Annotated in this window: 22 protein-coding genes; 9 read left to right on the top strand and 13 right to left on the bottom strand. The window is 47.8% G+C overall.

Going from position 1 to position 26,225, the window contains the following annotated elements; genetic code table 11:
* The first annotated feature begins 364 nt into the window (after nucleotides 1-364).
* The 3 genes from QF041_RS23145 to QF041_RS23135 all read left to right on the top strand — a co-directional run bounded on the left by QF041_RS23145 (nucleotide 365) and on the right by QF041_RS23135 (nucleotide 4,923).
* Nucleotides 365-2,590 carry a methyl-accepting chemotaxis protein gene (locus QF041_RS23145; RefSeq protein ID WP_307415842.1) on the top strand — a complete coding sequence of 742 codons (2,226 nt, stop codon included), beginning with the start codon at nucleotides 365-367 and terminating at the stop codon, nucleotides 2,588-2,590.
* A 119-nt stretch (nucleotides 2,591-2,709) separates the two neighbouring features.
* Nucleotides 2,710-3,711, top strand: a complete 1,002-nt coding sequence (gene moaA / locus QF041_RS23140; RefSeq protein ID WP_100528370.1) for a GTP 3',8-cyclase MoaA — start codon at nucleotides 2,710-2,712, stop codon at nucleotides 3,709-3,711.
* A gap of 375 nt (nucleotides 3,712-4,086) precedes the next feature.
* On the top strand, nucleotides 4,087-4,923 hold the full coding sequence (locus tag QF041_RS23135; protein ID WP_036612668.1) for a methyl-accepting chemotaxis protein: 837 nt from the start codon (nucleotides 4,087-4,089) through the stop codon (nucleotides 4,921-4,923).
* Between the two features lie 213 nt (nucleotides 4,924-5,136).
* On the opposite strand, the gene QF041_RS23130 is transcribed toward QF041_RS23135, so the two are convergent.
* A complete protein-coding gene (locus QF041_RS23130) occupies nucleotides 5,137-5,748 on the bottom strand; it encodes a LysE/ArgO family amino acid transporter (RefSeq protein ID WP_307415841.1) in 612 nt (203 codons plus the stop codon).
* A 312-nt stretch (nucleotides 5,749-6,060) separates the two neighbouring features.
* On the opposite strand from QF041_RS23130, the gene QF041_RS23125 reads away from it, so the two are divergent.
* Entirely contained in the window at nucleotides 6,061-7,554 is a 1,494-nt protein-coding gene (locus QF041_RS23125; protein ID WP_307415840.1) for an aminotransferase-like domain-containing protein, read from the top strand.
* A 160-nt stretch (nucleotides 7,555-7,714) separates the two neighbouring features.
* Here the strand turns inward: QF041_RS23125 and QF041_RS23120 are convergent, their stop codons facing one another.
* The 7 genes from QF041_RS23120 to QF041_RS23090 form a co-directional block, all read right to left on the bottom strand.
* Complete coding sequence (locus QF041_RS23120) at nucleotides 7,715-8,542, bottom strand: carbohydrate ABC transporter permease (RefSeq protein ID WP_307415839.1); 828 nt, start codon at nucleotides 8,540-8,542, stop codon at nucleotides 7,715-7,717.
* Nucleotides 8,539-9,423 (bottom strand): carbohydrate ABC transporter permease, encoded by an 885-nt coding sequence (locus QF041_RS23115; protein ID WP_307415838.1) that lies wholly within the window; start codon nucleotides 9,421-9,423, stop codon nucleotides 8,539-8,541. The genes QF041_RS23120 and QF041_RS23115 overlap by 4 nt, the downstream gene beginning before the upstream one ends.
* Before the next feature lie 178 nt (nucleotides 9,424-9,601).
* Nucleotides 9,602-10,882 (bottom strand): ABC transporter substrate-binding protein, encoded by a 1,281-nt coding sequence (locus QF041_RS23110; protein WP_100528365.1) that lies wholly within the window; start codon nucleotides 10,880-10,882, stop codon nucleotides 9,602-9,604.
* 147 nt (nucleotides 10,883-11,029) lie between these two features.
* The gene (locus tag QF041_RS23105; protein ID WP_307415837.1) at nucleotides 11,030-11,884 is read right to left on the bottom strand and encodes a response regulator transcription factor; all 855 of its coding nucleotides are present in this window, start codon (nucleotides 11,882-11,884) and stop codon (nucleotides 11,030-11,032) included.
* A complete protein-coding gene (locus tag QF041_RS23100) occupies nucleotides 11,871-12,140 on the bottom strand; it encodes a response regulator (protein WP_307415836.1) in 270 nt (89 codons plus the stop codon). Before QF041_RS23100 ends, QF041_RS23105 begins: the two co-directional genes overlap by 14 nt.
* The gene (locus tag QF041_RS23095) at nucleotides 12,137-13,927 is read right to left on the bottom strand and encodes a sensor histidine kinase (protein WP_307415835.1); all 1,791 of its coding nucleotides are present in this window, start codon (nucleotides 13,925-13,927) and stop codon (nucleotides 12,137-12,139) included. The genes QF041_RS23100 and QF041_RS23095 overlap by 4 nt, the downstream gene beginning before the upstream one ends.
* A 308-nt stretch (nucleotides 13,928-14,235) precedes the next feature.
* Nucleotides 14,236-16,239 (bottom strand): beta-galactosidase, encoded by a 2,004-nt coding sequence (locus QF041_RS23090; RefSeq protein WP_307415834.1) that lies wholly within the window; start codon nucleotides 16,237-16,239, stop codon nucleotides 14,236-14,238.
* Nucleotides 16,240-16,488: 249 nt separating this feature from the next.
* On the opposite strand from QF041_RS23090, the gene QF041_RS23085 reads away from it, so the two are divergent.
* Complete coding sequence (locus tag QF041_RS23085) at nucleotides 16,489-17,460, top strand: AraC family transcriptional regulator (protein ID WP_307415833.1); 972 nt, start codon at nucleotides 16,489-16,491, stop codon at nucleotides 17,458-17,460.
* Here the strand turns inward: QF041_RS23085 and mobA are convergent.
* The gene (mobA, locus tag QF041_RS23080) at nucleotides 17,430-18,059 is read right to left on the bottom strand and encodes a molybdenum cofactor guanylyltransferase (RefSeq protein ID WP_307415832.1); all 630 of its coding nucleotides are present in this window, start codon (nucleotides 18,057-18,059) and stop codon (nucleotides 17,430-17,432) included. The two genes, QF041_RS23085 and mobA, sit on opposite strands and share 31 nt — an antisense overlap.
* A 162-nt stretch (nucleotides 18,060-18,221) precedes the next feature.
* Between mobA and QF041_RS23075 the strand changes: the two genes are divergently transcribed.
* Nucleotides 18,222-19,415: an MFS transporter gene (locus tag QF041_RS23075; protein WP_307415831.1), complete on the top strand. Its 1,194-nt coding sequence runs from the start codon at nucleotides 18,222-18,224 to the stop codon at nucleotides 19,413-19,415.
* Nucleotides 19,416-19,600: 185 nt separating this feature from the next.
* Here QF041_RS23075 and QF041_RS23070 read toward each other — a convergent pair whose 3' ends face one another.
* The gene (locus QF041_RS23070) at nucleotides 19,601-20,158 is read right to left on the bottom strand and encodes a stalk domain-containing protein (RefSeq protein ID WP_307415830.1); all 558 of its coding nucleotides are present in this window, start codon (nucleotides 20,156-20,158) and stop codon (nucleotides 19,601-19,603) included.
* A gap of 258 nt (nucleotides 20,159-20,416) precedes the next feature.
* Nucleotides 20,417-22,150 carry a glutamine--tRNA ligase/YqeY domain fusion protein gene (locus QF041_RS23065; RefSeq protein ID WP_307415829.1) on the bottom strand — a complete coding sequence of 578 codons (1,734 nt, stop codon included), beginning with the start codon at nucleotides 22,148-22,150 and terminating at the stop codon, nucleotides 20,417-20,419.
* 265 nt (nucleotides 22,151-22,415) lie between these two features.
* Between QF041_RS23065 and QF041_RS23060 the strand changes: the two genes are divergently transcribed.
* Together QF041_RS23060 and QF041_RS23055 are read left to right on the top strand one after the other, a co-directional pair.
* Nucleotides 22,416-22,673 (top strand): DUF2164 domain-containing protein, encoded by a 258-nt coding sequence (locus QF041_RS23060; protein ID WP_091012850.1) that lies wholly within the window; start codon nucleotides 22,416-22,418, stop codon nucleotides 22,671-22,673.
* A 46-nt stretch (nucleotides 22,674-22,719) separates the two neighbouring features.
* Nucleotides 22,720-23,268 carry a GNAT family N-acetyltransferase gene (locus tag QF041_RS23055; protein WP_124116580.1) on the top strand — a complete coding sequence of 183 codons (549 nt, stop codon included), beginning with the start codon at nucleotides 22,720-22,722 and terminating at the stop codon, nucleotides 23,266-23,268.
* Between the two features lie 113 nt (nucleotides 23,269-23,381).
* On the opposite strand, the gene QF041_RS23050 is transcribed toward QF041_RS23055, so the two are convergent.
* Both QF041_RS23050 and QF041_RS23045 read right to left on the bottom strand, forming a co-directional pair.
* Entirely contained in the window at nucleotides 23,382-24,170 is a 789-nt protein-coding gene (locus QF041_RS23050) for an SDR family oxidoreductase (protein ID WP_047840749.1), read from the bottom strand.
* A 26-nt stretch (nucleotides 24,171-24,196) separates the two neighbouring features.
* A complete protein-coding gene (locus tag QF041_RS23045; protein WP_307415828.1) occupies nucleotides 24,197-24,697 on the bottom strand; it encodes a GNAT family N-acetyltransferase in 501 nt (166 codons plus the stop codon).
* A 267-nt stretch (nucleotides 24,698-24,964) separates the two neighbouring features.
* Between QF041_RS23045 and QF041_RS23040 the strand changes: the two genes are divergently transcribed.
* Nucleotides 24,965-26,164 (top strand): methyltransferase domain-containing protein, encoded by a 1,200-nt coding sequence (locus QF041_RS23040; RefSeq protein WP_307415827.1) that lies wholly within the window; start codon nucleotides 24,965-24,967, stop codon nucleotides 26,162-26,164.
* The last annotated feature ends 61 nt before the right edge of the window (nucleotides 26,165-26,225 follow it).

Below are 26,225 nucleotides of genomic sequence, written 5' to 3'. Positions count from 1 at the left end.
TTTGCTTGTTAGATAATACTATATCGCTTTGGGCGGGGATTACATTATACAGTGTGTTTTGAGTATGGGCCTGTTCATGTTACACAATGTAAAATGAGACGGATTCTCAGATACATACATGTGAGTTTTCTTCGTAGATAGCTAACATACATTTCACCTAACAACAAGCGCACGATCATTTGTATTTATTGATTAAATATTCGGAAAATATGACATATGCCCTCGTATTCTTGCTCGTTTTCTTGTATAAAGATTGAATAGACAGGTTGGATTCCTCTGTCATATATCACTTTGAAAACCACATATATAGGTCTATCCAAAGATCAGTAGAACGAAGCTTTCAAATCCAGAAATCGGGGTGGTCATGATGTTTGATTGGCTGGGATGGAGAAAAGGATTGCCGCTGTGGCGATCGTATCGGTTGAACGCACATATGAAGGAAGATGTCGAACAGATCTTTGAGGGAATTGCCGAAACGAGACGGCAGCTTATGATGGACTGGGCAGATGAACAATGGAACCACCTGGATCGTTTGCTTCAACAGATACAGTCGGTCCAATTACAGGATGTATTACAAGGTTCACAGCAACTAAGCAAACTAGATGCATGGTTTCAATCCAGTTATATTAGAGCCGTAGACAGTACGGAGCTATTCATGCTGAACGAACAGAATCAGGTGGTATTCTCTACATATAAGAAACATATTGGACAGATCTATGAAGATTACGAAGCTTTAATTGGACCAGGATTGAAATACTCCAGAGCAGATCGTCATGGCAAAAAATGCTTGTATGGTCCATATTCTGATCCACTGACGTTGGATATTGGTCCACGCTCGTCCGCTTTTCACGATGATGTCACCTTGCTGTTTATCTCCCCAATCCTGCAGGAAGGTCGATATGTCGGTTCATTATGCAGCCGTGTTCCCGGGGATGTACTGGGTAACCTGATCCAACGAGAATCAGGTCATATCTATCCCGATTCTGGTGACAATTACCTCTTTATGGCTGAGTCGAAATTACGGCCCCATCTGCAACCCGGCACCGCCTTATCCCGAAGCCGCTTCGAAGACCGTACCTTTACGCATGGGGAAAATCTCAAAGATGGCGTCACCACCGAATGGGGTATCGTTTCCGTCAAAGAGCATACCGAACTGGAACTCATGTTCACTGATCCATCGACCGGAGAACTACACCCCGGAGTAGCAAACACCATTCAGAATGGTTCCAATCTGTTCGTAGCCTTTCCCGGCTACTCGGATTACCGCCATATTTCTGTAATCGGCAAAGGCATCACCTTCCAGCTGCCACACTGTCCTGATCGCTGGGGCATGATGTGTGAAGGGGATCTGGAGGAAGTGTATCGGATACGAAGCATCGGCTGGCGCCAGTTCAAGCAGCACAGTCTCTTCACGCTTTTGTCAGGCGCTGCAGGAGCCGCCCTTGTCTATGCCTTCACTGGTAGTGGTTGGAGCGCGGCAGCAATGGCAGCTTTTAATTTGTTATTCGGATTCTTCTCTGCATTACAGATGCATCGCAGCCAATATCGACGAGTTCATGAAGACTTGCGTCGTATCAGCCGATTTATTCGAATTAACGCCGAAGGCAGGGGGGATCTGACCCAGCGCCTGGACACGTCTGCTTTTGCCCAAGATGAATCAGGTGAACTGGCGAAGTGGATCAACAACATGATTGATTCTCTGGAAGGCATTATGCTGAAGGTACAACTTGCCACGGTAGACGTTATGGATAATCAGTATCAGATGCGAACTTCAACAGAGACAACCCAAGGTACGACTGAGCGTGTGAACTACAAGCTTGGTTCGATGATTCAGGCCATTCGCACCCAACTGGAAGATCTCGACCAGGCCAAGATCGCTGCTGATCACATGCGCATAACGCTGCAACAACTGGAGACCTCTGCTACCGAACAGATCAGCGTGGCTCAGCAGGAAGTGGAACGAATCGGCGACAAAATGACCCAAATCTCAGGAGCGGTATCCGATACCAACCGTACCATCCTGTCCTTCATGGATACCATGAAAGAGATTTACCGTGCTCTGGCTGTCATTGATGAGATTTCAGCTCAGACCAACCTGCTCGCTCTGAATGCTACCATTGAAGCCGCACGCGTGGGCGAACATGGCCAAGGCTTCTCGGTCGTGGCAGGGGAAATTCGCAAGTTAGCCGAGTTATCCCGCTCTTCTACTGAAAATATCCATCAGATTCTGGACCGAATCTCAACGGCAGCAGGAGCTGCATCTCAATTAATCACAGAGGGAGATCAGGTGCTGGCTGAAGGAACAACACTGGTTCAGGCCGCTTCGCAACTTCTGCAAAATGCTACCGCTGAAGAACCTGAGCGCACACAAGTCGTGGATCAAGTGGTCATGCTGATGGAGAATATTGCTGCAATCAGCCATCAAAATCGGGCGACTTCTGCCGAGGTAGAAGCAGAAATGATGGAGCTGATCCATGATATGTTGCAGGTTCAGCATTCTTCGCATAACGTGGAAGCCATTACGGTCTTTCTGCAACAACTCGTGGGACAATTCCATCTGAATCACCCCGCCAAAAATGCTGTCATCTGACGTCATCGTTGACGCGGATTGGAGAAATAGCTAAAATTTGATGCAACTGTTCCTTTTGAAATTGTCGTATCATTTATAATAGAAGATTTCCAATCTGAACCGATGAAAGGGTGGTCTGCATGGAACTGCTTCAGGATTCATTTGGCCGGATACATGACTACATCCGTATTTCTGTTACGGACCGCTGTAATTTACGCTGTGTGTACTGCATGCCTGCAGAGGGCATGGAGTTTGCTCCACATGATGAGATTATGAGCTACGAAGAAATAGCACAGGTGCTGAAGGTACTTGCCCCGATGGGCATGCGCAAAGTCCGACTCACCGGGGGCGAACCGTTGGTACGCAAGGATCTGCACAAGCTCGTCAGCATGATCTCGGCAATTGACGGGATTGACGATATTGCCCTGACTACCAACGCTCTTCTGCTGGACAAACAAGCTCAGGCGTTAAAAGATGCTGGGTTGAACCGGATTAACATCAGTCTGGATTCCCTGCGTGCTGATCGCTTCTCCATGATTACCCGCGGCGGAGACGTGAATAAGGTGCTGAAAGGCATTGAAGCTGCAACTGCCGCTGGCCTTGCTCCGATCAAGCTGAATGTTGTGCTGATGAAGGGTATTAACGATGATGAGATCAAGGATTTTATTGCAATGACGATTGATCAACCTCTTCATGTGCGTTTTATTGAATATATGCCGATTGGACAGGCCTCGGATTCATGGCGCAAATCCTATTTGCCGCTGGAAGCCGTGACAGATGTATGTGCTGAAGCAGGCTGGACGGTAGAAAATACAACAGGCCCTGCGGGCAATGGCCCATCACGTAATATGAAAATTGCGGGCTCCGAAGGCACATTTGGATTGATTCATCCCGTGAGTGATCATTTCTGTGACAATTGCAACCGACTTCGGCTAACCGCTGACGGACATATCAAAGCCTGCCTCTACTGGTCAGATGAGTATAATGTTCGCCGCTTTGTGGATGATCCGAATGCCATGGCGGCGCTTTTCCTCAAAGCGCTGGGTACGAAACCGAAGAATCATGAGATGGCTCTGGCTTTGGAACAAAAAATGCAATCTCATACGCCGACGGTACGCCGCATGTCCCAGATTGGCGGATAGCAACAGTACGCATATAACACAACCGCGTATTCCTTCGTACGGGTACTTATTTGTACCGTCAGGATGACCTCTTCACACAACAGATGGGGTAACACTGGTGTGGTGAACCCTTACGTGAATCAGCATTCATAACGTGAAGTGGAGCATGTCATAAGGCATAGGTGGATAGCCAAAGCAGACAAGAACATGATGTTCTTGTCTGCTTTTTCGTTATGTTTTCATAAATTCCTGAAAATCATCAATTCTCCTGTTTCATTTGTTGAAAATTTAATTAATATACGTTATGCCCTTATCAGGTCTTCAAGATTAATCTCATTCTGACGATGTATACAATACATCTAGATGATACATATACATTATAGGAGCTGAACCTTATTGAACATCGTTGAAGCACTCGTTGCAGCAAGTCCATATTTTAAAATTATGCTGAAAGAACACGATATCATGATTGCGGTAACCGATACGGAGAAGTTCTGGTATTATGTTCCCAGCAACGAACTCGATCTGGGCATCAAGGCAGGAGACCCCGTTTCCCTCGATGACCCTACACTCCGCCGGGCACTTATACATGGAGAAACTTCAGCGAACCGTATTGATGCAAAATTCTATGGCACATCAATCAACTCGGCGGCCACCCCACTTCGGGATGAACAAGGAAATATCGTGGGCACACTTGCCATTGGTTTCTCTCTTCAGAACGAGGAAAAACTGGAGTACTTCACTGAATTGATCGGCGGTATCAGCGGAAAATTAACAGATATGGTGCAGACGGTAGCCGCCCAATCCGAGCAATTGACGGCATCTTCCACGCAGATTTTGGATAATACCCGCATGGCTGTGCAGAACTCAGGCGAAGTCAACAAGGTCGCCGCATTCATCCGTGAAATCTCAGAACAGACCAATCTGCTAGGCCTGAATGCAGCCATCGAAGCGGCCCGAGCAGGTGAAGCAGGCGCCGGATTCAGCGTCGTTGCATCTGAAGTGCGTAAACTTTCTACAGGCACCAAAGAAGCTACGGTGAATATCGAACGTTCCTTGAAGGATGTTCAGCATTCCATTCAGCAGATGGAGCAGGAGATCACATCCATCTCACAGTCTAGCAACCAACAAGCGGTGCTGGTAACCGAGTTCAGCGAGGTCATTGATCAGTTGAACAGTGTAAGCCGTGATCTGAAAGTGTTTATTGAATCCATGCTGCTGAAGGCGGAATAGATCCGATTATGATCTCCATAACTCAAATGACCCGCCATATATGGGAGACACAACATCGATGCATTATCGAGCACTACATATTCCTACTCAATAACTAATTCAACAGGCTATGCTGATTACCAAATTCAGCATCCACATTGAACTCTCCGTGCGATTAACGTCACGGGGAGTTTTTTTATTTTAACAAGTTGTGCCAGCCACATCACGGTCCTTCTATGAATAAATGAGCTTCCACAGCATCATACATGCCAGACCGACCATGACTAGAGCAGACAATCGATTGAACACCAGACTGATGCGTCCAGTACGATCCGTTCTGCCAATCACCCTGCCTGCGCCTGCAAGTCCCATGAACCATATCCAAGATACAGCCGCGGCTGTCAGGGCAAAATACATGCGCTCCACCCCTTCATACTGAAGTGAACTGGTGCCAATCACGGCAACCGTGTCCAGCAGCGCATGGGGATTGAGTAAAGATACCGATGCGGCGAACGCAATTTGTCGTCCTGCTGACATTACCGTCTGCGAACCTTGCACAGATTCGGACGACCTCCAAATACTCCATGCCATATATAGCAGAAACAGGCTTCCTACTGCATACAACACATTCGCCAGAACTGGCCATTGCAGCAAAATGAGTGACACCCCTCCAACGGCTGCTCCGATCAACAACGTATCACTGACCCCTGCCGTTATAACAGCAGGCAGTGCATGTATATAACGCCTCTGGCTCATGCCCTGGTTAAAAATAAATACATTCTGCACACCCAGTGGCAAGATCAGGCCAAACGCCAGAATCACTGCGTGAATAACAACCTCCATCATTCTTCCCCCTTATCTCTGTCCTCCATATTAGGGCAGATGATAACTGACGTAACCAACCACTTGGATGGCATCAGACCCAACCAAATGATATAGTGTTTGTTACAAAGTGTCATTTCAGAAGTTATCTATATAAAAAATTACACGTAAACGGAGAGGGCAGAAATAACCTGAAGAAGCGAAGCGTTCGCCTTTATCCCCAGATTTTCACCTTTATAAAAACAAATTTAAAAATCTGGGGATAACAGCGATCGGAAGGTTGTTCTGCCATCGAAGTACCAAGTGTAAATTCAAACGGAGGTGATTCTGCCTGTCATGGAACGTTCTGATTCTCGGCTAAACTTAGGGTGGAAGCCGAACCCTTCTCTCGACTTGCCTTTGTATCGCCAGATTGAAGCCTATGTCCGGCAGAAAATCACAACAGGCGAATGGTCAGCAGGATATCGTCTCCCCTCACAACGAATGTGGGCTGAGTCCATGGGGGTGAACCGCAGTACATTGGTCACTGCCCTGGATAATCTGGCCTCGGCTGGTCTGATTGAAGGCAGACATGGCGGAGGAACTTATATTTCCGGCTCCGGTTGGCATGGTATGGCTCACGGAGCGATGCCCAATTGGAACGAAGCCATCGAGGAGGGTTGGTATTATCCCAACCTGCCCGAGATCCAGCAGATTAATCAGGCTGAATTCCGGCCTGGCATCATACGTCTTGGTACAGGGGAGCTTGCCCCGGAGCTAATGCCTCAGGATGCTTTTAACGACATTCTGTATGCCCTGTCCCATCGTTCTCGTACACTCAACTACCTGGAACCTCAAGGAAGCCTGGAGCTTCGTGAGGCTTTATCCGTCCATTTGCAGACGACTGGCATTCAAGCCTCTCCAGATTCCATACTGATCGTATCCGGCTCTCTTCAGGCACTGCATTTGATTTCGGTCGGACTGCTCCCTCGCGGATCAGCAGTTCTGCTGGAAAAACCGTCGTATCTCTATTCCATTCACGCCTTTCAGTCGGCAGGGTTGAAAATGAGTGGTATCCCGATGGATGACGAAGGATTGCACATTGCTCGTCTGGAGGACGCGGCGCAGCATGTAAAAGATCAAGATCACATCTCGCTTCTCTACACGATCCCGAGCTTTCACAATCCCACCGGCTCTGTGATGAGTGATCACCGCCGGGAAGAACTGATGACCACCGCTCGAACACTAGGCATCTCCATACTGGAGGATGCCGCCTACAGTGATCTGTGGTTGGATACACCTCCGCCGCCATCACTAAAGGCGCGCGACCAGGAAGGACGGGTGCTGCATATGGGCACCCTGTCAAAGGCAGTCAGTCCCGGTCTGCGCCTCGGATGGCTGGTTGGGCCAGAGCCGGTCATTCGCCGTCTCGCAGATATCAAGATGCAGACCGATTATGGTACCAGTTCACTCGCCCAAGAAGCTGCTGCCCTGTGGTTCGCCGAAGGACATCACGCTGGACATATGGAACGCCTTCGCCCTGAACTACGAAGACGCAGAGATATCATGCTGGAGCTGCTTCAACGTCACTTTCATGGGATTGCGGAGTGGAAGATACCTGCTGGTGGGTTTTACATCTGGCTGCAATTCACGGTTGAACCTCTTTCTATCCGCCAATTGTTCCATACCTGTCTGGAGCAGGATGTACTAATCCACCCGGGCTATCTGTATGACAGGCTGGATGCGAGTCACATTCGGCTGTCTTACGCCTATGCTTCCCCTGATGAGATGGAGCGTGGACTACAATGCCTCGCAGAGGCTGTCCACAGGCATATGGATTCTGGCTCCTGACTTCGACGAATGTTGTTTCCTGATTTCACAACCAAAAAACAGCCTTGACCTGGAAGGACCATGTCCTTCAGATCAAGGCTATTTGCGTAAGTTTCGTAAGTGTGTTCGAATACCAAAGGCGCGTAGCTACCAGTGAAGTTACGGGATTCCCTCGAATCTTTTACCCCTTTACAGCACCCTCAGCAATGCCCTCCATGATGAACTTCTGGAAGAACGCATAGATCAGAATAACCGGGATCGCAGTCAGTACCAGGGAGGACAGAATCAACGGCCATTCCTTGTTATATTCACCAAACAGCATGTTCGTGGACAGAATCAGCGTATAACGATTCACATCGGTCAGCATGAGTAGTGGCAACAAAAAGTCATTCCAGATCCACAGGAAGTCCAGAATCGCGATGGTGACTGTGATGGGAAGTAAGAGCGGGAAAATAATCTGGAAGAACGTCTGGAACTCATTACATCCGTCCATCTGAGCCGATTCCTCCAATTCACGCGGAATAGACTTCACAAACCCGTGATAGAGGAAGATCGCCATGTTCACACCAAGCCCAATATAGATTAGGGCCAATCCGTACGTACTTCCCTGTACACCCATGCCTTTGGCTACCCGTGTCAGCGGAATCATGATCGAGTGGAACGGTACCAGCATGGAAGCAACAAACAGGAAGAAGATCAGGTTGCTCAACCGGCCGGAGGTACGTGACAGCTTGTATCCCGCAAGTGAGGCACAGAAGACGATTCCCCCGATCCCCAGAAAGGATACAATCGTCGAGTTCATCGAACTGCCCAACAGATTGATTTTGTTAAACGCGTCCGAATAATTCTCCCAGTGAAGCGTTGTCGGCAGCGCGATAAAAGATTGGAACATCTCACCTTGCGTTTTGAAAGAGTTCACCACCGCCATGTAGATCGGCAGCATAGCGACGAGAGAGCCCAGAATCAGCAGCAGTCGAATCAGATAACTGTTCAGTCGTTGCATCCTCATGCTTCCACCTCTTTCTTCTTCATGACGGTGATCTGGATGAGTGTAAAGATGAGTACGATGATGAACAGCACAACCGATTTGGCACTCGCATAGCCGTATCTGAAGTTATTGGAGAACGCTTCTTCATAAATGTTCATCGTGATCACCTGCGTGGCCCGGCCCGGTCCACCACCAGTCAGTCCATACACCACTTCAAACACTTTGAATGCTCCGTTCAATGTCAGGAAGAAACAGATGGTCACGGCATGAGTAATCATCGGCAACACCACATTGCGCAGCACCTGGAATGCGTTGGCCCCATCAATAACAGCCGCTTCTTTGAGACTTTTCGGCACACCCTGGAGAGCAGCCAGATAGATGATCATCATATACCCTACACCGTTCCAGAGCGATACGATCAGGATAGAGTAAAATGAAAACTTCGGATCACCCAACCATTGCTGGTCGAGGAACGAAAAAGCCAGTTTCTCTGCGAGCTGAGGCAGCACCTGAGAGAAGATGAAGGTCCACATGAAAGCACTGATGATTGTACTGATCATGTTAGGCATGAAGAACAGGGTCCGGAAGAGCCCCTTGCTGCGCGTCCGTGATTCAATCAACACAGCGAGCAGCAAGGCAATTCCATTTTGCAGAATCAGCATAAATATTACATATTTCATCGTGAACCACAGGGAATTCAGAAAGTCGGGATCTTCTTTGAACAATTCCATGAAGTTGCCCAGACCGATAAAGCTGTAATCCTGATTGAGTCCGTTCCAATCCGTCAGACTATAGAACATGCCACTAAACGTGGGATACAGCAGGAAAATCGCATAGATGACAAAGGCAGGCGCAGTGAACGCGAGCAGTGACAGATACTTCTTGAACACATTCGTAGCCATTGGTTCTCCCCCTTTTCACTCGAAGCGGATGATTGTAAACGAGGGAACGAAGAACGTTCTGCCTGCCGTATCATCTGCTTGGAGACTGTGACGAAATAAAGTACCGCTCATTTGTTGACAAAACTCTCAAACCGTTGAGATTGCCAACAAAAGCGGATACTCCATTCCTCACAGCTCCTTACTTGTTGACTTTGTTGTAGGATTTCCACGCCTTGTCAAGCGCATCGATAACCTGCTGTTGATTTAATTGCCCAGAGTAGTAGCCTTGCAACGCTTTGCCTGACTCGTCTTTCACCGCTTGAGGGAGGGATGGGTCCTCATAAGCTTTACCTTCACTCACATATTTCTGGGCATCGTCTACCCATGGGAAGCTCTTGAAGTCATGGATCTTGGCAATCGGATTGAACTTGAGTGCTTCGAAGAATGCACTTGAATCCTTGTCATCGAGAATGTAGTTCACGAAATCGAGTGCCACTTCTTTGTTTTTGCTAGATGACGATACTGCCAGTGAAGTGGAGGTGCTCAGATTGATTTTGGTATCATCCGGATTGTCATTGATCGGCATTGGTGCTACACCAAAGTTCAAGTCCGGGTTGGACTTTAGAATGGTTTCGGCAAACCATGGTCCCTGAATCCACATCGCGGCGCTTCCTGATGCGAAGGCTGCTGAACCATCGTCTCCGCCCACTTCCAGCGCTTTGTCCGTTCCATTGGCATTAACCAGATCGAAGATATCAAACAATGCTTTCATATCGGAGAAGGAGCCCTGATCCTGATTCATCTTCTCCACGAAGTCTTTGTGCTCAGACTGAGTTAATGCACCCACGGTAAGTGGCAGGAATAATTGCGGAATCCAGGCTTCTTTGTAGGATAGTTCAAACGGTGTAATGTTGGCTGCTTTGAGTTTCTCCACGACCGCTTTCATTTCTGTTAACGTCGTTGGCACTTCCAGCCCTTGCTCTTTGAAAATATCTTTATTGTACAGATAGCCCCATGATACTGTTTCCAATGGAATAGCTACGATTTTGCCCTCCGCATCCGTTATGGAAGGTTTAACCGAATCCAGCAGCTTATCGACAAAAGGTTGGCCCGACAGGTCTTCCAGATAACCAGCTTTGCTGAATGGTGGAATCTCATTGACTGCATGCAGGGCGAACACATCCGGTGCATCATTGGAGGCGAGACGAGTCTTCAGAATCTGAGGGGCATTGTCCGCTGGCGGCATCTCCAGTTGCACGTTCACTTCAATGTTTTTCTCTGCTTTCTCCTTGGCTTTGAACTGTTCTATATATTTATCGTAATGTTCTTTCAGCCGAGGTTGTGCAACGAATACTTTGAGTGATACCGTGCTGCCTGATGCCGATTCCTCCTGCCCATTGTCCGTTCCTGCATTGGAACCGCAACCTGCGAGCAGAACACTGACCAGTACCGCACTTGCTACGCTTTTCCATACTTTCATCTCTTATGACCTCCCGGTGTGTAACTGGTTTGTCTTTCATAGGCTCATTATATATCAGATAATGAAAGCGCTTCATTGGACAAAATTAGACTTGTGTATTGGATTATTTTAAACCTTAATCCTGCCGTGAATGCTCTCTCGAACGACTCATTCCGTGCTACTGCTTGAATTGCCTGATATACGAGGTTGTCCCTTCCGCATCTCCCCTGGAGATATTCCGAAATGCTTCTTAAACACTCGATAGAAGTAGGACACATCCTCATAACCCGCCATCTCGGCAACATGCTTGAATGGAATCTGCTCATCCATCACCCATTCCTTCGCTCGCGTCATACGCAACTGGACAACATAGTCGGTCACATTCACCTCATACTCTTTCTTGAATACCTTGCTGAGATATTCCTTGCTGACAAAAAAGATCTGGGCGAGCTGCTCCAGCGTAATCATCTCCATACAGTGTTGCTCAATGTATTGCTTCACCTCGTCCAGGTTCAGCTTGTTCTTAAATTTGCGCTGCGCAATCAGCTGCTCCAAAGCCTGATAGTACGGACTCGAAATCCATGTGATCGTGGATTCGATGGAAGCCAGCGCTGTTGAAGGAGGTAGCGCCGTTGCTTCGGGCCGCTCGTACAAGCCATTGGAGACGCACAGTTCATCCAGCAAAGCCTGTAATTCATAAGCCACCCGCCCAAGCTGCCGGGGTCTGTTAATCTCGCATCGTTCCAGCTTCTGCTGTAATTGCTGGAACCAACCCCGCAGACTCTGACCGTTCAGGTCATTAAACCGCAGACGGGCCTGCTGTTGAAACAGGGAGAACTCACCTGCGAACGAAGATGGGTACGACTCCCATGATTCAGGCGCTGATTCAGCCTTCTCCAATTCTCGTGCACATTTGGCCAACACACCATTCAGTTCATCCGGATTCACCGGTTTGAGCAGATAATCTGCAGCCCGATGGCGGATCGCATGTTTTGCATAATTGAAGTCGTCATATCCGCTCACCACGATCACCTTGATCTGTGGGGTACTGTCCGCTCAGTGTCTGTAACAGCTCCACACCGTCTTTGCCGGGCATTCGCATATCCGTAATGATAATGTGAGGCTGATGCTGCTTGACCAGTTGTATGGCCTGCTCGCCATCCTCTGCCTCACCTGCAACAGTCATGCCAAGTTCATTCCAATCTCCTAGGTTGCGCAAAATATCCCGGTTCCACGGTTCATCGTCCACCAGCAGCACTCTGTACAGTTCCTTGTTCACAAGGCTTCGCCTCCTGTATTGCAGGGAATTCGTACCGTAACGCTTGTCCCCTGTCCGTATTCACTTTCTATGCTCATCCCATATTCAGGTCCAAAATGCATTACCATCCGTGAGGCCGCATTGACCAGTCCAATACTTGTACCTGAACTCCACACCCGATCTGCCTGCCGGGTAAGCCGCTCCAGTCTGGACTGCATCTCCGTTAGTCTCTCAGCATCCATACCCACGCCGTTATCACAAATTAGAATGGTTACATCTGTAGGTTCACAGACGACCTCAATGCCCAGTTTCCATTCACCCTGCTTCTTCTCCAGACCATGCAAAAATGCATTCTCCACAATGGGTTGCAAAGACAACTTGGGGATATAACACGCCCGAAGTTCTCCGGTGATCTCCAGTGTATATTCAAGCCTGCCGGCAAAACGCTGCTTCTGAATCAGCATATAATGCTCCAGCTGGTCCAGTTCAGACTGTAGGGGTACAAGTCCATCCGGCGCTCGCACAATATAACGAAACATCTCGCTCAAGGCTCGAATGACTTTGTAACTGTCTGCCGGTTTTTGCGAGTAGACCATGCCACCGATCATCTGCAGTGTATTTTGCAGGAAATGCGGATGGATCTGAGATTGCAGTGCTTTGAGCTCGGCCGTTTGCTTCTCCAGATTCATCAGGTAATTGTCGCGAATATGTTCCCGAATACGACTAGCCATACCGTGCAGATTTTTCTCCAGCAGACCAATCTCATCTACCCGGCCGCTTCGTACCACTTCCCTGTCCTTGATCAGCTGAATACCCTTCATGGAATTCGCCAGTCTGACAATGGGCTTCGATGTGCGCCAGGCCACCAGCGCAGCTAGTCCCACAGATATGACGGTGGCCAGGCCACCCACGACCAGTCCGTATTTCATCGTGTCCAAAGCACTTTCGTTAACGATATGGGCAGGTACAATCTTGACCACACGCAGTCCTGACGGCTCGATGGAGTGAAAGAATACATATTCCTTGGCTGTCCGGATGAAGCCCGAACTTTCTTTTGTGCCTGCCAATTTCTCCATTGCTTCCGCAGACGGCTGAATCTCTTGGTTCGGCTGATAGACCGGACTGCCCGTGCTGTCAGCAATGTATACCCCATAGTCACCCCGGCTATCCAGCAGCTCCAGCGTCTGATTGAACTCAGCCCACTTGACCTCCAGACTGATGGCACCGATCTGTGCCTGATCCTCGAAGCGGTTCATGCTGCGGGTCATGTGAAACTTTTGCGGATCGTCCGGATCATTGATAATCGTAAAATCTTTATGTTGTGCAAAAAGCTCATGATACCCTTCCGGTATTTCCGATACCGCTTTGATGCGAGAATCCATGGAGTTGAAGGTGAACAGGGTGTCCAATTCCTTCAGATAGAGTTCAACACCAAATACATAATTGCCAGCAGAATAGTATACACTGTTCAGCATATTGAACATGGCCTTCTGTTCATCGAACCGACTGGCTGCCGGCGCTTCTTCGTTCAACGCCAGATATTGATGCAATTCGTCACTGATCTGAATCGAATAGATAATATTGTTCATGCGGGCGAACTGTTCACCTAGATAGATGGAGGCCCAGTTCATATTGGCTCGGTTGGTCTCCATAATCTCCTCTTCCATGGAAGAGCGGGTATTCTCAGCAGCCATAGCGGTCATGGCAATGACGGGTAGAACAGCCAGCAGCGTCATGGTAAGAATCAACTTATTGCGAATGCTGCGTTTGAAAGGATCTATCAGCTTCCGATAACATTCGGTAAACACAGCGCATCCACTCCTGAGCTAAAATAGACAAACGCCCCAGCATGGAAGCTGAGGGCGCTTTGGTCTTTGTATTCGTTTGGAAATGTTAAAATATCACGTTATACAATAGAATGAATGGTTACACGAGATCACTACGTGGTCAGAACAACCCTCTGATCGCTGTTATCACCGGATTTTTTTGATTCCCTTATCTAAGGGGAAAATCCGTTGATAAAGGCGAACGCTCCGCTTCCTCAGGTTATTTCTGCCCTCTCCGTTAACGTGTACATATTAAATTCAACTTATATACCTATATTTATTATTTCCTATTATTGTTCGATAATCCGTATGCCCCATGGTTCCAGTTCGATCTTCTCTCCCGCAGCAATCGGGGTTCCTGCCAGAAGTTCAGTTCCTTTTCCATAAGCATTCACGAAGGATGTTGCCTCATCTGCATAATTGAAATAGTAGCGAATCGTGTTCCCCTGATCGTTCACACCTGTCTTCACAATGATGGGAAAAGCCAGCTCCTGATCGGCTCCCCATACGCCCGCTTCCTTCATGACTCGCTCCAACACCTTACGGATCACCGCAGTACTGGTGTAACAGCCGACATAGGTTGCTTTGCCTTTTCCATAGGCATTCTGGGTAATTGCCGCATATTCGCCCCAATGTGGATGATCATACCAAGCGAGTACTTCAGCCGTTGTTGGTGTAATTAGTTCCATCCAGGTGTGAACCTGGTTCTGCTCCTCACCAACCTCGAATGGATCATCGCGCAGCGAGACATGTTTGGGCTCTACAAAAAGGTTATAACTGATCCCGCATGCCTCACTGATCAGGCCGGGCTGGCGGGTAGAGCGTACCTTGATATGCTCATTTGTGAATCCGCTTTTGAACGAATAGACGATATGTCCGCCATCCTGTACGAATTGATTTAATTTTTCCAGCAATGCATCCGAAGCAGCATACAGAGCAGGTACAACGAGCACGTCATACTCCGCATAACTCTCAACCGATGGGTCGATGAGGTCACAGCCAATGTTCATTTTATACAATTCATCGTACATCCAGCGCACCACGTCATTGTAGTTCTTGTCACTGGTGAAGTTAAACCCAAACCACTTGATGGATGTCAGAGCCTCATTGCTAAAAAGCACCGCCACCCGATTTTTTTTCTTCAAATTAACGAGCTTTGGACTGAGACGGGCAAAATCCCTGCCAATGGTCTTCGCTTCGTTATACACCGGATTCGGTTCAAAGTCATGACTGAGCAGTCCTTTCCAGTACGTCTCAAACGAATTGTGCAACGAATGCCAGTGCCAGTAGGCGACCATGTTCGCTCCTGATGCCAGATGACTGAATGCCTGCAAACGCAGTTGTCCCGGATACGGAACCCAATGCCAGAACGCCTGCGCTTCAGTCTCCAGTACCAGATAGTTCGATTGTTTGGTGGAACGTGCCACATCCCCGCCGAATGAAATTTCAATGCCGGTCAGATCATCCTGGGAAGGATGGTAGATGTCCACACTGGTGATGTCAAAAGGTTTCGATGCGGCAAAATGGTCCACATCCCCTTGAATGCCGTAGGAATATCCACGCCAATCGAAGTCAAAGTTCTGGGTAACAAACTGTCCTTCCTGTTTGTATTCATTCACGATCCCCACTTGCCAAGCCAAAAAGTTGGTTACCAGCTGCCGCTGGAACTTGGCAAATTCAGCACCCAGACTGCCGTTGATCGTCCCTACAACAGAGGGGAAGTCCTCCCAGCTATTGATCCGATTACTCCAGTAATCGAGGCCAAATTCCTTGTTGAGCTCATCCAGGGAGCTGAACTTGTTCCGCATGTATTTGACGAATTGCAGTTGTACATTATCTCCGGCCGTATTGTAATGCTTCGTCTCGTTATCTGTCTGATAACCGATGACCGCTGGATGTGTGCTTACCCGAGAGATCAGCTTGCGGATGATCCGCTCGGCATAGAATAGATAGGTTGGGTGTGTAATATCCATGATCTGTCTTGCGCCGTATTTACCAGGTCCCTGCGAGGTGGTGGCCAGCACGTCCGGATGTTCCTTGACCATCCACGTTGGAACAGCATACGTTGGTGTCCCAACGATGACCTGAATTCCCGCTTCATGCATGGCATCCAGCACACGGTCTACGGAAGAGAAGTCAAATACGCCATTCTGTGGTTCATGGGTACTCCAGGTTGATTCTGCAATACGGACCACGTTGATCCCTGCATCCTTCATCATCTGAATGTCCTTGTCCAATCTTTCGTAAGGCATATATTCATCATAGTAGGCTACACCATATAATAATTTGTCCATGATTTAATCTCCTTTTTTAGGTGGAAAATATAATGATCTTGACGTGTGCAAGAGTTGACATATGCCAATCTATAATGTTAGCGTTTACATTATTATCAGTTGAAGAACTTGCATTGTTCAGCAACCACTTCAAACGCTGATGTGTTCCATGGATTATCCATGCTTGCGTTAAACTAATTATAATGAAGTATACTACGGGTGCCGATTGTATAAGGCAAGTTGTTTTTACCCTTTTCCGAGGTGAATATAATGGATATCCGATCACAGCTCCGAGAAATGCCTCACCATACGCTGGCCCACTGGCTGCCTATTATCGACTGTAACATCAAATTCTATGGTGCTCACAGCCAACAAGTACCCTATGGATGGGCGATGCCTGAGGAATCACATCCGGGCTTTGAGATTATGTTGATCATCGAAGGTACGCAGGAGAGTGTGATTCATGGTTATACCTATACCGTGGAGGAAGGTTCCATTCTTCTCATTCCTCCTGGGTTCAAACATACAAATCAATGTGTATCCACGGAAGGCATGACTTATTTTAGCGCTCACTTTAATGTGGATGATCCGGTCTTCACCCTGAAGCTGATGTCACAGCACAGCCGAATCTACGCAGCAGGTACGGCTGATAATAGGAAAATGCGCGTTGTGCTGGAGAGTTGGATGGGGATGATTAACGTATCTGAAGCCTACACGTCCACTGACAAAATGATCATGCAGGCACGCATGTTTGAACTGTTCGCCCTGTTGTCCCAAGCCGCTGACAATGAACCGGAGTCGACCACTTCCGTTGCTGCTTCACATGCACCAGCTCCAACAGCCATGCATTATGCGGGAGCTATAGCGGAGGCGATCAAGCAGGCATTCCATGCCCAGCTTCGAACCAAGGAAAGCAGTATATCCACTGTCAAAGTAGAGCAGATTATATCCTCGTTTGGCATCAGCCCGGGATATGGTCTACAGGTCTTTCGCAAGGTGTACGGGCGATCGCCCAGGGCTTACTTGTCCAGCTTGAAGTTGCAGGAAGCCAAAGTGCTGATCGAACAGCCAGAGCTGTCGCTCGGGGAAATTGCTTGGAAGCTAGGTTACACCCATCTGTCCCATTTCAGCAGACAATTCAAACGTTGGACAGGCCAAAGCCCGCTGCAATATCGCAATCATCATGCAGATACATCAGGTGATCCTGTATCCTACAGATCCGAATCGAGTCCACAATCTTGATTACGGATACGTTCGTACTCTTCCGGCGTGTTCATATTACTCATTTGCATCGCTACTTGGTGAACACCCGCTCTCTCAAGCTCTTCCGTTTCAACATAGAGGCAACCGATCTCTTCAAGCCATCGCATGACTCGAAGATGATCCTGTACCAGACGCTGCTCCAGATCAAGGAGCACTCGTTTGTGGTAAGCCCCTGCAAGAGGGTGGACATGTCCATCCACGCGTGGAACGATAGCAGAATAAGAGTTATGCGATTCGACCAGTTTTTTTATTCCATCAAAAAAAGACGTTTGCAGGAGCGGCATATCGCAGGCGCCTACCAGATTCCAGTCTGTATCGGAAGCTTCCAGCGCCGCGTGAAGACCCGCCAGTGGCCCCTTCCGCGGATAGTGATCCTGAACGCAGTCGTAGCCCATTGCACTGTAGGTTGTCACATTGGGTCCAGCTGCCACGATGATACGGGATACTGCGGGTCTCATGGCCTTTGTGACATGTTGCAGTACAACGGAACCGTTCAGTTCCAGCATGGCCTTGTTGGTCCCCATGCGACTGGATAAACCTCCTGCCAATATGATGCCTGTCCATTCACGCGTATTCATGTTGTTATCCTCCCTCAGATCACGATATGTGTTTGAATGCATCAATTTCAAAACGTTCGCTATGCATTGAATCCCCTTTCAACAAATGATACATTGAACAATATGCATTTGAAAGGAATGGCTTAATTGGACAGACCTGCACCTTCAAGAGGCAATCCCTCATTGGTTTCTCTGAAACTATATAACTTTTTCATATATGGAGCCATCTCGATCTTCGCCGGATTCCTGCAGCTTTACCTGCAAGAGATTGGTATGACCAAACTAGAGATTGGCAGTCTGATGGCGATTGGACCCTTTGTATCCTTGTTTGCCAACCCGTTCTGGGGTTTTTGGAGCGATAAATCTCGCAACATTCGCATCATTCTGATGATTATGATGGGAGGCACATTTGTGCTCGCCCAGGGTGTATTCTATGCGCCCACGTATACCTGGATCTATGTAGCCATGATTTTCTTTTATTTTTTTCAAAGTCCATTATTTGCTCAAACCAATAGCCTGATTCTCGGATATATCGATGGTACAACCCAGAAATTTGGATCATTCCGGCTCTGGGGTTCACTCGGTTGGGCGCTGACTGCCGTCGCAGCCGGACCGCTCATTGACCGTTTTGGCATCGGCAGTGTATCCATTATATTTGCGTGCATGATTGCCACCGCCTTTGTATTATCCGTATTTTTACCCAGACAGCCGATCGCTTCGGATACACCCGTGGTTACTTTTCGGCGGTTTGGCAAAGTCATGTTCAATCCGTATTTTATGGCATTTATCGGCCTGGGTGTACTCGTATCGGTGCCTAATGCGATGAACAGTACGTTTATGTCACTATATATTGTAGAAATGGGTGGCGACAAACAGATGGTCGGCTGGGCCATCTTCACCTCATCCATTCTCGAAGTCGGCGTATTCCTGCTGCTAGATCGCTTGCTCAAACGCAAAATGAGCATGCTCCTGGCATCCCTTATCCTGATCAGTGTGCTGTTTGCACTTCGCTGGCAGCTCATGGCACTGGCTAACAACCCACTGGAGATTGTATTCATTCAGTTGATGCACTCCATTACGTTCGGTGGGTACTTCTATGTGGGTACACAGCTGACTATGCTGTTTATCCCAAGACCTTATCGTTCTTCCGGTCAAGCTGTCTACACGATGGCCTGGGGCGGTCTCTCCGGCGTCATTGCCGGTCTGTTCGGCGGCTGGTTGTTCCAGAGCTTCGGTGCGGAAATCATGTATAGCATCGGCGTATTCTTCTCGCTCATCGGCGCTGTTGGATTCGGCATCATGTGGTTATCGAATCGACGTAACGGCTATCAGCCAGTTGTATTGACGGAGATGGGTAATATGGATGAGGACCGATAATCTTTTGTTAGAAAAAGTTGAAAGATTTCCACTGGAGCACTACGAGGACAGAACAATCATTCGATCGCTGTTATCCCCAGATTTTTTTGATTCCCTTTTCAAAGGGGTACAATCCGGGGATAAAGCGGAGCTGTAGTTCGTTCTATCATAATTGAATACGATGCTAGTTTCTCTATAGATTTTAACTAATCATTAAACTGAACAAACACATGCATATACTTATCTAATCCTGGAAAACCGGTTGTACCTTTGATATCCAAGAAATTCAGTTTCTCTTTCCAGTCCACCCTTTCTTGATCAGAGTCATCAGTCGAGAGTTCAAAAATATATGCTAAGACAAATGCATCCATACTCGAGACCCCGTTTTTCAATTGTACCCACTCTTGAGGGAGCACAACTTGATTGTTACCCGCTGTGATTTCTTTGCCAGAGAAATTAAGAATCAGTTCTTGTCCTTCATTTTTAATCGTGGTGATTTTTTTCTTTCCATCCCATTTAAACGTTGCTCCGGATCGTTTAAAAACATCTTTCACTGGGATATAAATGGAATTATAAGTTGTTTTTGTTGCCTTTCCTTCCTTTATGACACTTAGTTCAACTTTTTTTAGTGATGAATTGTACACATTCGCCGCACGTTCCTTAAAAGGTAGATCCATTAGGGATTGGTCCAAAGCAGCAGAGGCAACAGAGCCTACGCAGACAGCTAAAGTTAACATCAACAATAAAGAAACAAATCGCTTCATCTTGATTCCTCCTTGAAATTATTGTTCACATTAACTTAAACGCCGAAAGTTGGAAAAATGTTCATTTAAGTATCCCGTTGTATTAATAATTATTTTTTGTGTATCCACGCAGAACCAGGACTTGTATTAGTACAACCTTCTTTATCAATTGCAGGCGCACAAGAAAAAGGCGTCTCCATTGGCTTATTGCCCTGGAGACGCCTTTTACGTTCATAGATTTAAGTTTACTGCTAACCTATCGTCCTACCTATGTTCACATTATGCCTTCGGCAGTTGGAATGAGCTTTTCAGGGATACGACCCGGTTAAATACCGGACGTCCTGGCTCGGAATGTTTTGGATCTACACTGAAGTAACCGTGACGGAAGAATTGGAATTTATCCTGAGCGTTCGCTTCCTTCATCTCTTGTTCCACATACCCATTAACAATCTCAAGAGAGTTCGGGTTCAGTTGATCCAGGAACGTTTTCTCCGGTTGCTCTTCCACAACCTCAGTTTCAGCCCCAGCTACTGCCACTTCGACCTCTGCTTCCGGTGCTTCATCCAGGATCAACGGCTCGTACAGACGGAATTCAGCAGGTACCGCTTGAGTCGCTTCTACCCAGTGGATTGTTCCTTTGACTTTACGGCCAGTGAATCCACTGCCGCTCTTCGTCTCTACATCATAGGTACAATGAATCTCAGTTACATTACCTTCTGCATCTTTGATCACATCGTTACATTTGATGAAGTACGCATGTTTCAGACGAACTTCGTTGCCAGGGAACAAACGGAAATATTTGTTCGGTGGATTCTCCATGAAATCGTCTTGTTCAATATAAATCTCACGGGAGAACGGAATTTGGCGATTACCCATCTCCGGGTTCTCCACATTGTTCTCTGCTTCAAGCCATTCCACTTGTCCTTCAGGATAGTTGGTGATGACCACTTTGAGTGGGTGCAGGACAGCCATCGTGCGTGGAGCTTTCAGTTTCAAGTCTTCACGTACAAAGTGCTCCAGCGTTTGCAGGTCGATAACTCCATAGTTTTTGGAAATGCCTGTCTCATATACAAAATCACGAATAGCTTCCGGTGTATAACCCCGGCGGCGCAGACCGGAAATCGTTGGCATGCGCGGATCATCCCATCCATCCACATGTCCTTCATCTACGAGCAGTTTCAGCTTCCGCTTGCTTGTTACCATCTGGGACAGATTCAGGCGACCAAATTCATATTGATGCGGTTGGTTCTCCATCTCACACTCGGCAATAACCCAATCGTAGAATGGACGTTGATCCTCAAACTCCAAGGAACAGAGGGAATGCGTTACACCTTCAATTGCATCTTCAAGCGGGTGAGCAAAGGCGTACATCGGATAGATACACCATTTGTCGCCCGTGTTATGATGATGTGCATGAGAAATCCGGTAAATAACCGGATCGCGCAGATTGATATTCGGTGCAGACATATCGATCTTGGCACGCAGCACTTTCTCTCCGTTCTTGAATTCACCTGCACGCATACGTGTGAACAGGTCGAGATTCTCTTCCACTGAACGATCACGGTACGGGCTGTTCTTACCCGGCTCCGTCAGCGTTCCGCGCATTTCACGGATTTCGTCGGCGCTTTGATCGTCGATGTAGGCTTTACCTTTTTTAATCAACAAGACAGCACGGTTGTACATCTCGTCAAAATAATCCGAGGCAAAACGTTTCTCGTTCCACTCGTATCCGAGCCATTTCACGTCTTCCTGAATCGATTGAACGTACTCTACATCTTCCTTGACCGGGTTCGTGTCATCAAAGCGCAGATTCGTTTTGCCGCCAAATTCGCCGCCCAGCGTAAAGTTAATCCAGATCGCCTTGGCATGGCCGATATGCAGATAACCGTTCGGTTCCGGAGGAAAACGGGTAATAACTTCCTGGACTTTCCCAGACCGGAGATCTTCGGTAATAATATTTTTGATAAAGTTAGGTGGGGTTGTACGATTGTCCACAGGTATCAAACCTTTCATGAATGGATTGGAGCCTTAGGGAATTGCAGCAATTCCGGCTATAATTCCTTAATAACGAAGTCATTTCCTGAAAAAATCTATTTTCTTGGAAAGTTTCGTACGCGTTTCATTTAAATATACCTTTAACGGGGGAGGAGTTCAATAAAGAACGGCACCAAAGTCAGGATCAGCCATGCATAAATAGGCCCAAAACCATTTTGACGGGTTCGCTCGAATCATGTAGCATGATAGTAAAATCAAATTAAAGGGAGGGTTTCCCATTCCATTGAACTCGCTTAAACTGACCAAAGAACAGCAGGATGAAGCCATTCGCACCATTCAGTCGTATTTCGAAGAGGAACGTGGCGAAGAGCTCGGCGATCTGGCCGCTTGGGGTGTCCTCGACCTGTTCATGACACAGCTGGCTCCCTACATATATAATCAGGCACTCCGTGACGCGCGCACAACGGTCAATCAACGCATGGCCTCAATGGAAGAAGACCTGTTTGCACTGGAGCAAAAGTTGCCCAAGACTTCCCGTTAATCCACTACAAACAAACCTATACTAATAAAGAAAGAAGGTTGCATTCATGTTTACCTATTCATTGGATGAATATACCGAACTCCGGCCACTGGCCATGGAACATACCAAACCGCTGTTTGAACTGACGGATCGTTCGCGGGATCAATTGAGACATTGGTTGCCGTGGGTGGATCATGTGACAGAAGTGGAACACACCTCAAACTTCATTACTAACGCATTAAAACAAGGTGCTGAAAATGGCGGCTTCACCGCAGGCGTGTGGTTAAAAGGCGATCTCGCAGGCGTCATCGGATTCCACGAAATTAACTGGACCAACCGCTCGGTAAGCATCGGATATTGGCTGGGAAAAGGCTTTGAAGGTCAGGGCTTGATGACAAGTGCTTGTCGCGTTCTAGTCGATTATGCTCTGGTGACCCTGGATCTGAATCGCGTCGAGATTCGCTCGGCAACGAATAACAAACGGAGTCGCGCTATCCCTGAAAGACTCGGATTTGTTCTCGAGGGTGTCATTCGTCAGGCAGAGAAACTGCCTAAAGGTTACGTGAACCATGCGGTGTACGGCATGCTTCAGCATGAATGGGAACTCTTGCGCTAATTCGCTTACATAATGAATCGGGAGTGATCTCTCCCAACATAATAGATCAACACGAATACCCTCGATCTCCACGGAATGTGGTGACAGAGGGTATTTTATTGCATCCATGACTTTTAGAGTGCTCGGACCATGCCACCATCCACAATCAATGAGGTTCCGGTAATGTACGTATTGGCCCCGGATAACAGGAACACCACCGCTTTGGCAAACTCCTCCGGTTGACCATAACGTCCTAGTGGAATCTCTTTACGGAACTGGTCAGATACCTCTTCCTCACTGATTCCATTCTGCTCAGCCCGTGCTGCATCCAGCTCACGTATACGGTCTGTTGCAATACGTCCTGGCGCCACCGTGTTGATCAAAATTCCGTATGGAGCCAGCTCCTGGGATAACGTCTTCGCCAATCCAAACACGCCGGTACGGAACGTGTTGGACAGCACCAGACCCGGAATGGGCTGTTTCACCGAAGTTGAAGCGATATTGACAATGTGTCCTCCACTTTCTTTCATATAAGGAAGAGCACCGCGAATCAGTCTTACATAACTGAGTACATTTAATTCAAATGCACGCTCCCAATCTTCATCGGTTAGTGACTCAAATGAACCCGATGGCGGGCCACCCGAATTGTTCACCAGAATATCAATCTGCCCAAACAGCTCCGCTGTCTTGTGAATCAGAGCCTCAATGTCTTCCTTACGTGTCACATCGGTTGCACAATATTCCACACGTCCGCCACCACCAAGCGCCAGAAGCTCCTGCTTCACTGCTGCGAGCTTTTCTTCGCTTCGGCTGGCAAGCATGACGTCAGCACCTTCTGCTGCCAGTTGAGCGGCTACCGCTTTGCCCAGCCCTCGACTGGAAGCCAGCACCAGTGCTTTTTTACCTTGAAGTCCCATGTCCATCGTTGTTCCTCCTCCTCAGCTAGTTTCTATTTGGTCTGGATAAAATAACCCATAAGAATATCGTCCACATACTTGTCTCCGATATAAAACTCAGACACCAACCTGCCTTCCGTCACAAATCCACACTGTGTATAAAACGTGATGGCTCCCGGATTGCTGGAGAGAACGCGCAGCCTGAGCTTGAGAACGCCATGTTGGGCCGCATGCTGCTTGATGGCATCCATCAAAGCTGTAGCAATGCCACAACGCCGATCATGAGGGTGAACTGCAATATGAATCTCGTAGACATGACGGTTGACCGGCATACCTGTGGCTGGCTGAAAGCCCACATAACCACATACCCGCTCTCCCTGCACCGCAATCAATTGACTGCCTGGCGGGCAATGCTGCAGATATTGCTGTCTGGAGCGCCAATGCATCGGTGCAGGAGAGGTGTATTTGTCCCATACCAGGGCATCCAACTCCATTAGCTGGGCAGCATCTTTAATCTCGGATGGACGAATCGTAAATGTATGGCTGGTAAGCATAATGATTCAACCTTTCGTGCTATAGTCGACAACGCTGTGCGCTACAACGTCGGGAAAGTTAAGAGAGTTAAGAACGTTGAGAAACTTAGGAATAGGAAGACATTGTTCGTTTACTTCACTATTTAAGTTTATTGTTCTATATATTGTAGCATAGCCTCAGCTTTGACTAAAATTCCACTCAGTATTGGACCTTTTCGCAAAATGAAATAAACACTTAACCTTACCGTTACGTCATAGTTTATACTGATTCGATAAGGAGGGGGATGCATGATGAACATCAAAGAGGCAGCAGGCAGGCTAGGTATATCGGCAAGAGCCATTCGCTTTTATGAGGAAAAAGGATTAATTCTACCCACCAAACAGTCCAGTAACGGTTATCGCACATACACTGAGAATGATATCTGGCGGCTTCAGACCATTGCTGCGCTGCGTGAGATTGGCATGTCGCTACAGGATATTACACATGCGCTCGGAGAGATTGATCAAGGAAACCAGCAGCGGCTGGAAGAATATCTGGAACTGCAACAGGCCGTCATGTATGCCCAGTGGATTGAGCTCAAACGTATGATGGATACAACTCAGCGCATGATTGACCTGAATCGTCAGGATGGTCCGTTGGATGTCAGCCATCTACACGATCTCGCGGACAGTGCCCGTCGCCTGCGCGAAGCCCGGCAGAACTGGCATGATCGGTGGAATTATGACACGCAGGCAGCCATCCATGATCAGCGAGTGCAGGCAGAAGGCAGAATCAGTACTGAATATCCCAATTCAGAGGGCAGGCATCATTCGGACAACACCTCGCCTATAAGCAATGAGATTGAAGTTTCACATCCATATCAGGATACAGATCATTCCACGCCGAGCGATTCCAATGATACGGTACAGTGTTCCTTTTATCTGTATCACAACTATGACGAAGCGCTCGAACAGACAGCTCATTGGATCTCTCCCGCCCTTGGTGAGAAAGGACTCGATATTGGTACAGGCACAGGTAATCTGGCTAGGAAACTGCTACAGCACGGCGCAGACATGACTGCAATCGACCAATCCCGGGAGATGCTACGCAGATGTCGTACCAAATATCCTGAGATGCATGTGAAACTTGGTAATTTCCTGGCGCTGCCTTTTGCCGATCATTCCTTCGATTTTGTTGTATCCAGCTTTGCTTTCCATCATCTGAGTCCAGATCAACAACTATTGGCCTTACAGGAGATGCAGCGGGTATTAACCTCGCGCGGACGTATCGGCCTAACCGATCTGATGTTTGTTGATGTGACTCACCGTGATTCCTATATTCGGCAGGCAGAAACCACAGGACACGAGGAACAGCTGCGCGCCTTGCGCGAGCGTCACTTCCCTCTGTTGAGTGAGCTATGCAGCTGGCTGGAGCAACAGGGCTACGTAACCAAGCATATGCGGCATAATGAGCTATTGCATACGTTGCTGGCAGTTCCGCTGCGGTGAGCAATCATGAGCATATGCCAAAAAGGCCATCCCGCCTTGAATAAAGGAGGATGACCTTGGT

The organism is Paenibacillus sp. W2I17 (assembly GCF_030815985.1).
Taxonomy (GTDB): Bacteria; Bacillota; Bacilli; order Paenibacillales; family Paenibacillaceae; genus Paenibacillus.
Note: the sequence above shows the minus strand (reverse complement) of the source record. Positions and strands in the feature narration are given on the sequence as shown.

What these genes read in the sequence shown, in the direction of transcription:
- QF041_RS23145 (WP_307415842.1), top strand. Translation starts at nt 365, where the DNA reads ATGATGTTTGATTGGCTGGGATGGAGAAAAGGATTGCCGCTGTGGCGA.
- moaA (WP_100528370.1), top strand. Translation starts at nt 2,710, where the DNA reads ATGGAACTGCTTCAGGATTCATTTGGCCGGATACATGACTACATCCGT.
- QF041_RS23130 (WP_307415841.1), bottom strand. Translation starts at nt 5,748, where the DNA reads ATGATGGAGGTTGTTATTCACGCAGTGATTCTGGCGTTTGGCCTGATC.
- QF041_RS23125 (WP_307415840.1), top strand. Translation starts at nt 6,061, where the DNA reads ATGGAACGTTCTGATTCTCGGCTAAACTTAGGGTGGAAGCCGAACCCT.
- QF041_RS23120 (WP_307415839.1), bottom strand. Translation starts at nt 8,542, where the DNA reads ATGAGGATGCAACGACTGAACAGTTATCTGATTCGACTGCTGCTGATT.
- QF041_RS23115 (WP_307415838.1), bottom strand. Translation starts at nt 9,423, where the DNA reads ATGGCTACGAATGTGTTCAAGAAGTATCTGTCACTGCTCGCGTTCACT.
- QF041_RS23110 (WP_100528365.1), bottom strand. Translation starts at nt 10,882, where the DNA reads ATGAAAGTATGGAAAAGCGTAGCAAGTGCGGTACTGGTCAGTGTTCTG.
- QF041_RS23090 (WP_307415834.1), bottom strand. Translation starts at nt 16,239, where the DNA reads ATGGACAAATTATTATATGGTGTAGCCTACTATGATGAATATATGCCT.
- QF041_RS23085 (WP_307415833.1), top strand. Translation starts at nt 16,489, where the DNA reads ATGGATATCCGATCACAGCTCCGAGAAATGCCTCACCATACGCTGGCC.
- mobA (WP_307415832.1), bottom strand. Translation starts at nt 18,059, where the DNA reads ATGAATACGCGTGAATGGACAGGCATCATATTGGCAGGAGGTTTATCC.
- QF041_RS23070 (WP_307415830.1), bottom strand. Translation starts at nt 20,158, where the DNA reads ATGAAGCGATTTGTTTCTTTATTGTTGATGTTAACTTTAGCTGTCTGC.
- QF041_RS23065 (WP_307415829.1), bottom strand. Translation starts at nt 22,150, where the DNA reads ATGAAAGGTTTGATACCTGTGGACAATCGTACAACCCCACCTAACTTT.
- QF041_RS23055 (WP_124116580.1), top strand. Translation starts at nt 22,720, where the DNA reads ATGTTTACCTATTCATTGGATGAATATACCGAACTCCGGCCACTGGCC.
- QF041_RS23050 (WP_047840749.1), bottom strand. Translation starts at nt 24,170, where the DNA reads ATGGACATGGGACTTCAAGGTAAAAAAGCACTGGTGCTGGCTTCCAGT.
- QF041_RS23045 (WP_307415828.1), bottom strand. Translation starts at nt 24,697, where the DNA reads ATGCTTACCAGCCATACATTTACGATTCGTCCATCCGAGATTAAAGAT.
- QF041_RS23040 (WP_307415827.1), top strand. Translation starts at nt 24,965, where the DNA reads ATGATGAACATCAAAGAGGCAGCAGGCAGGCTAGGTATATCGGCAAGA.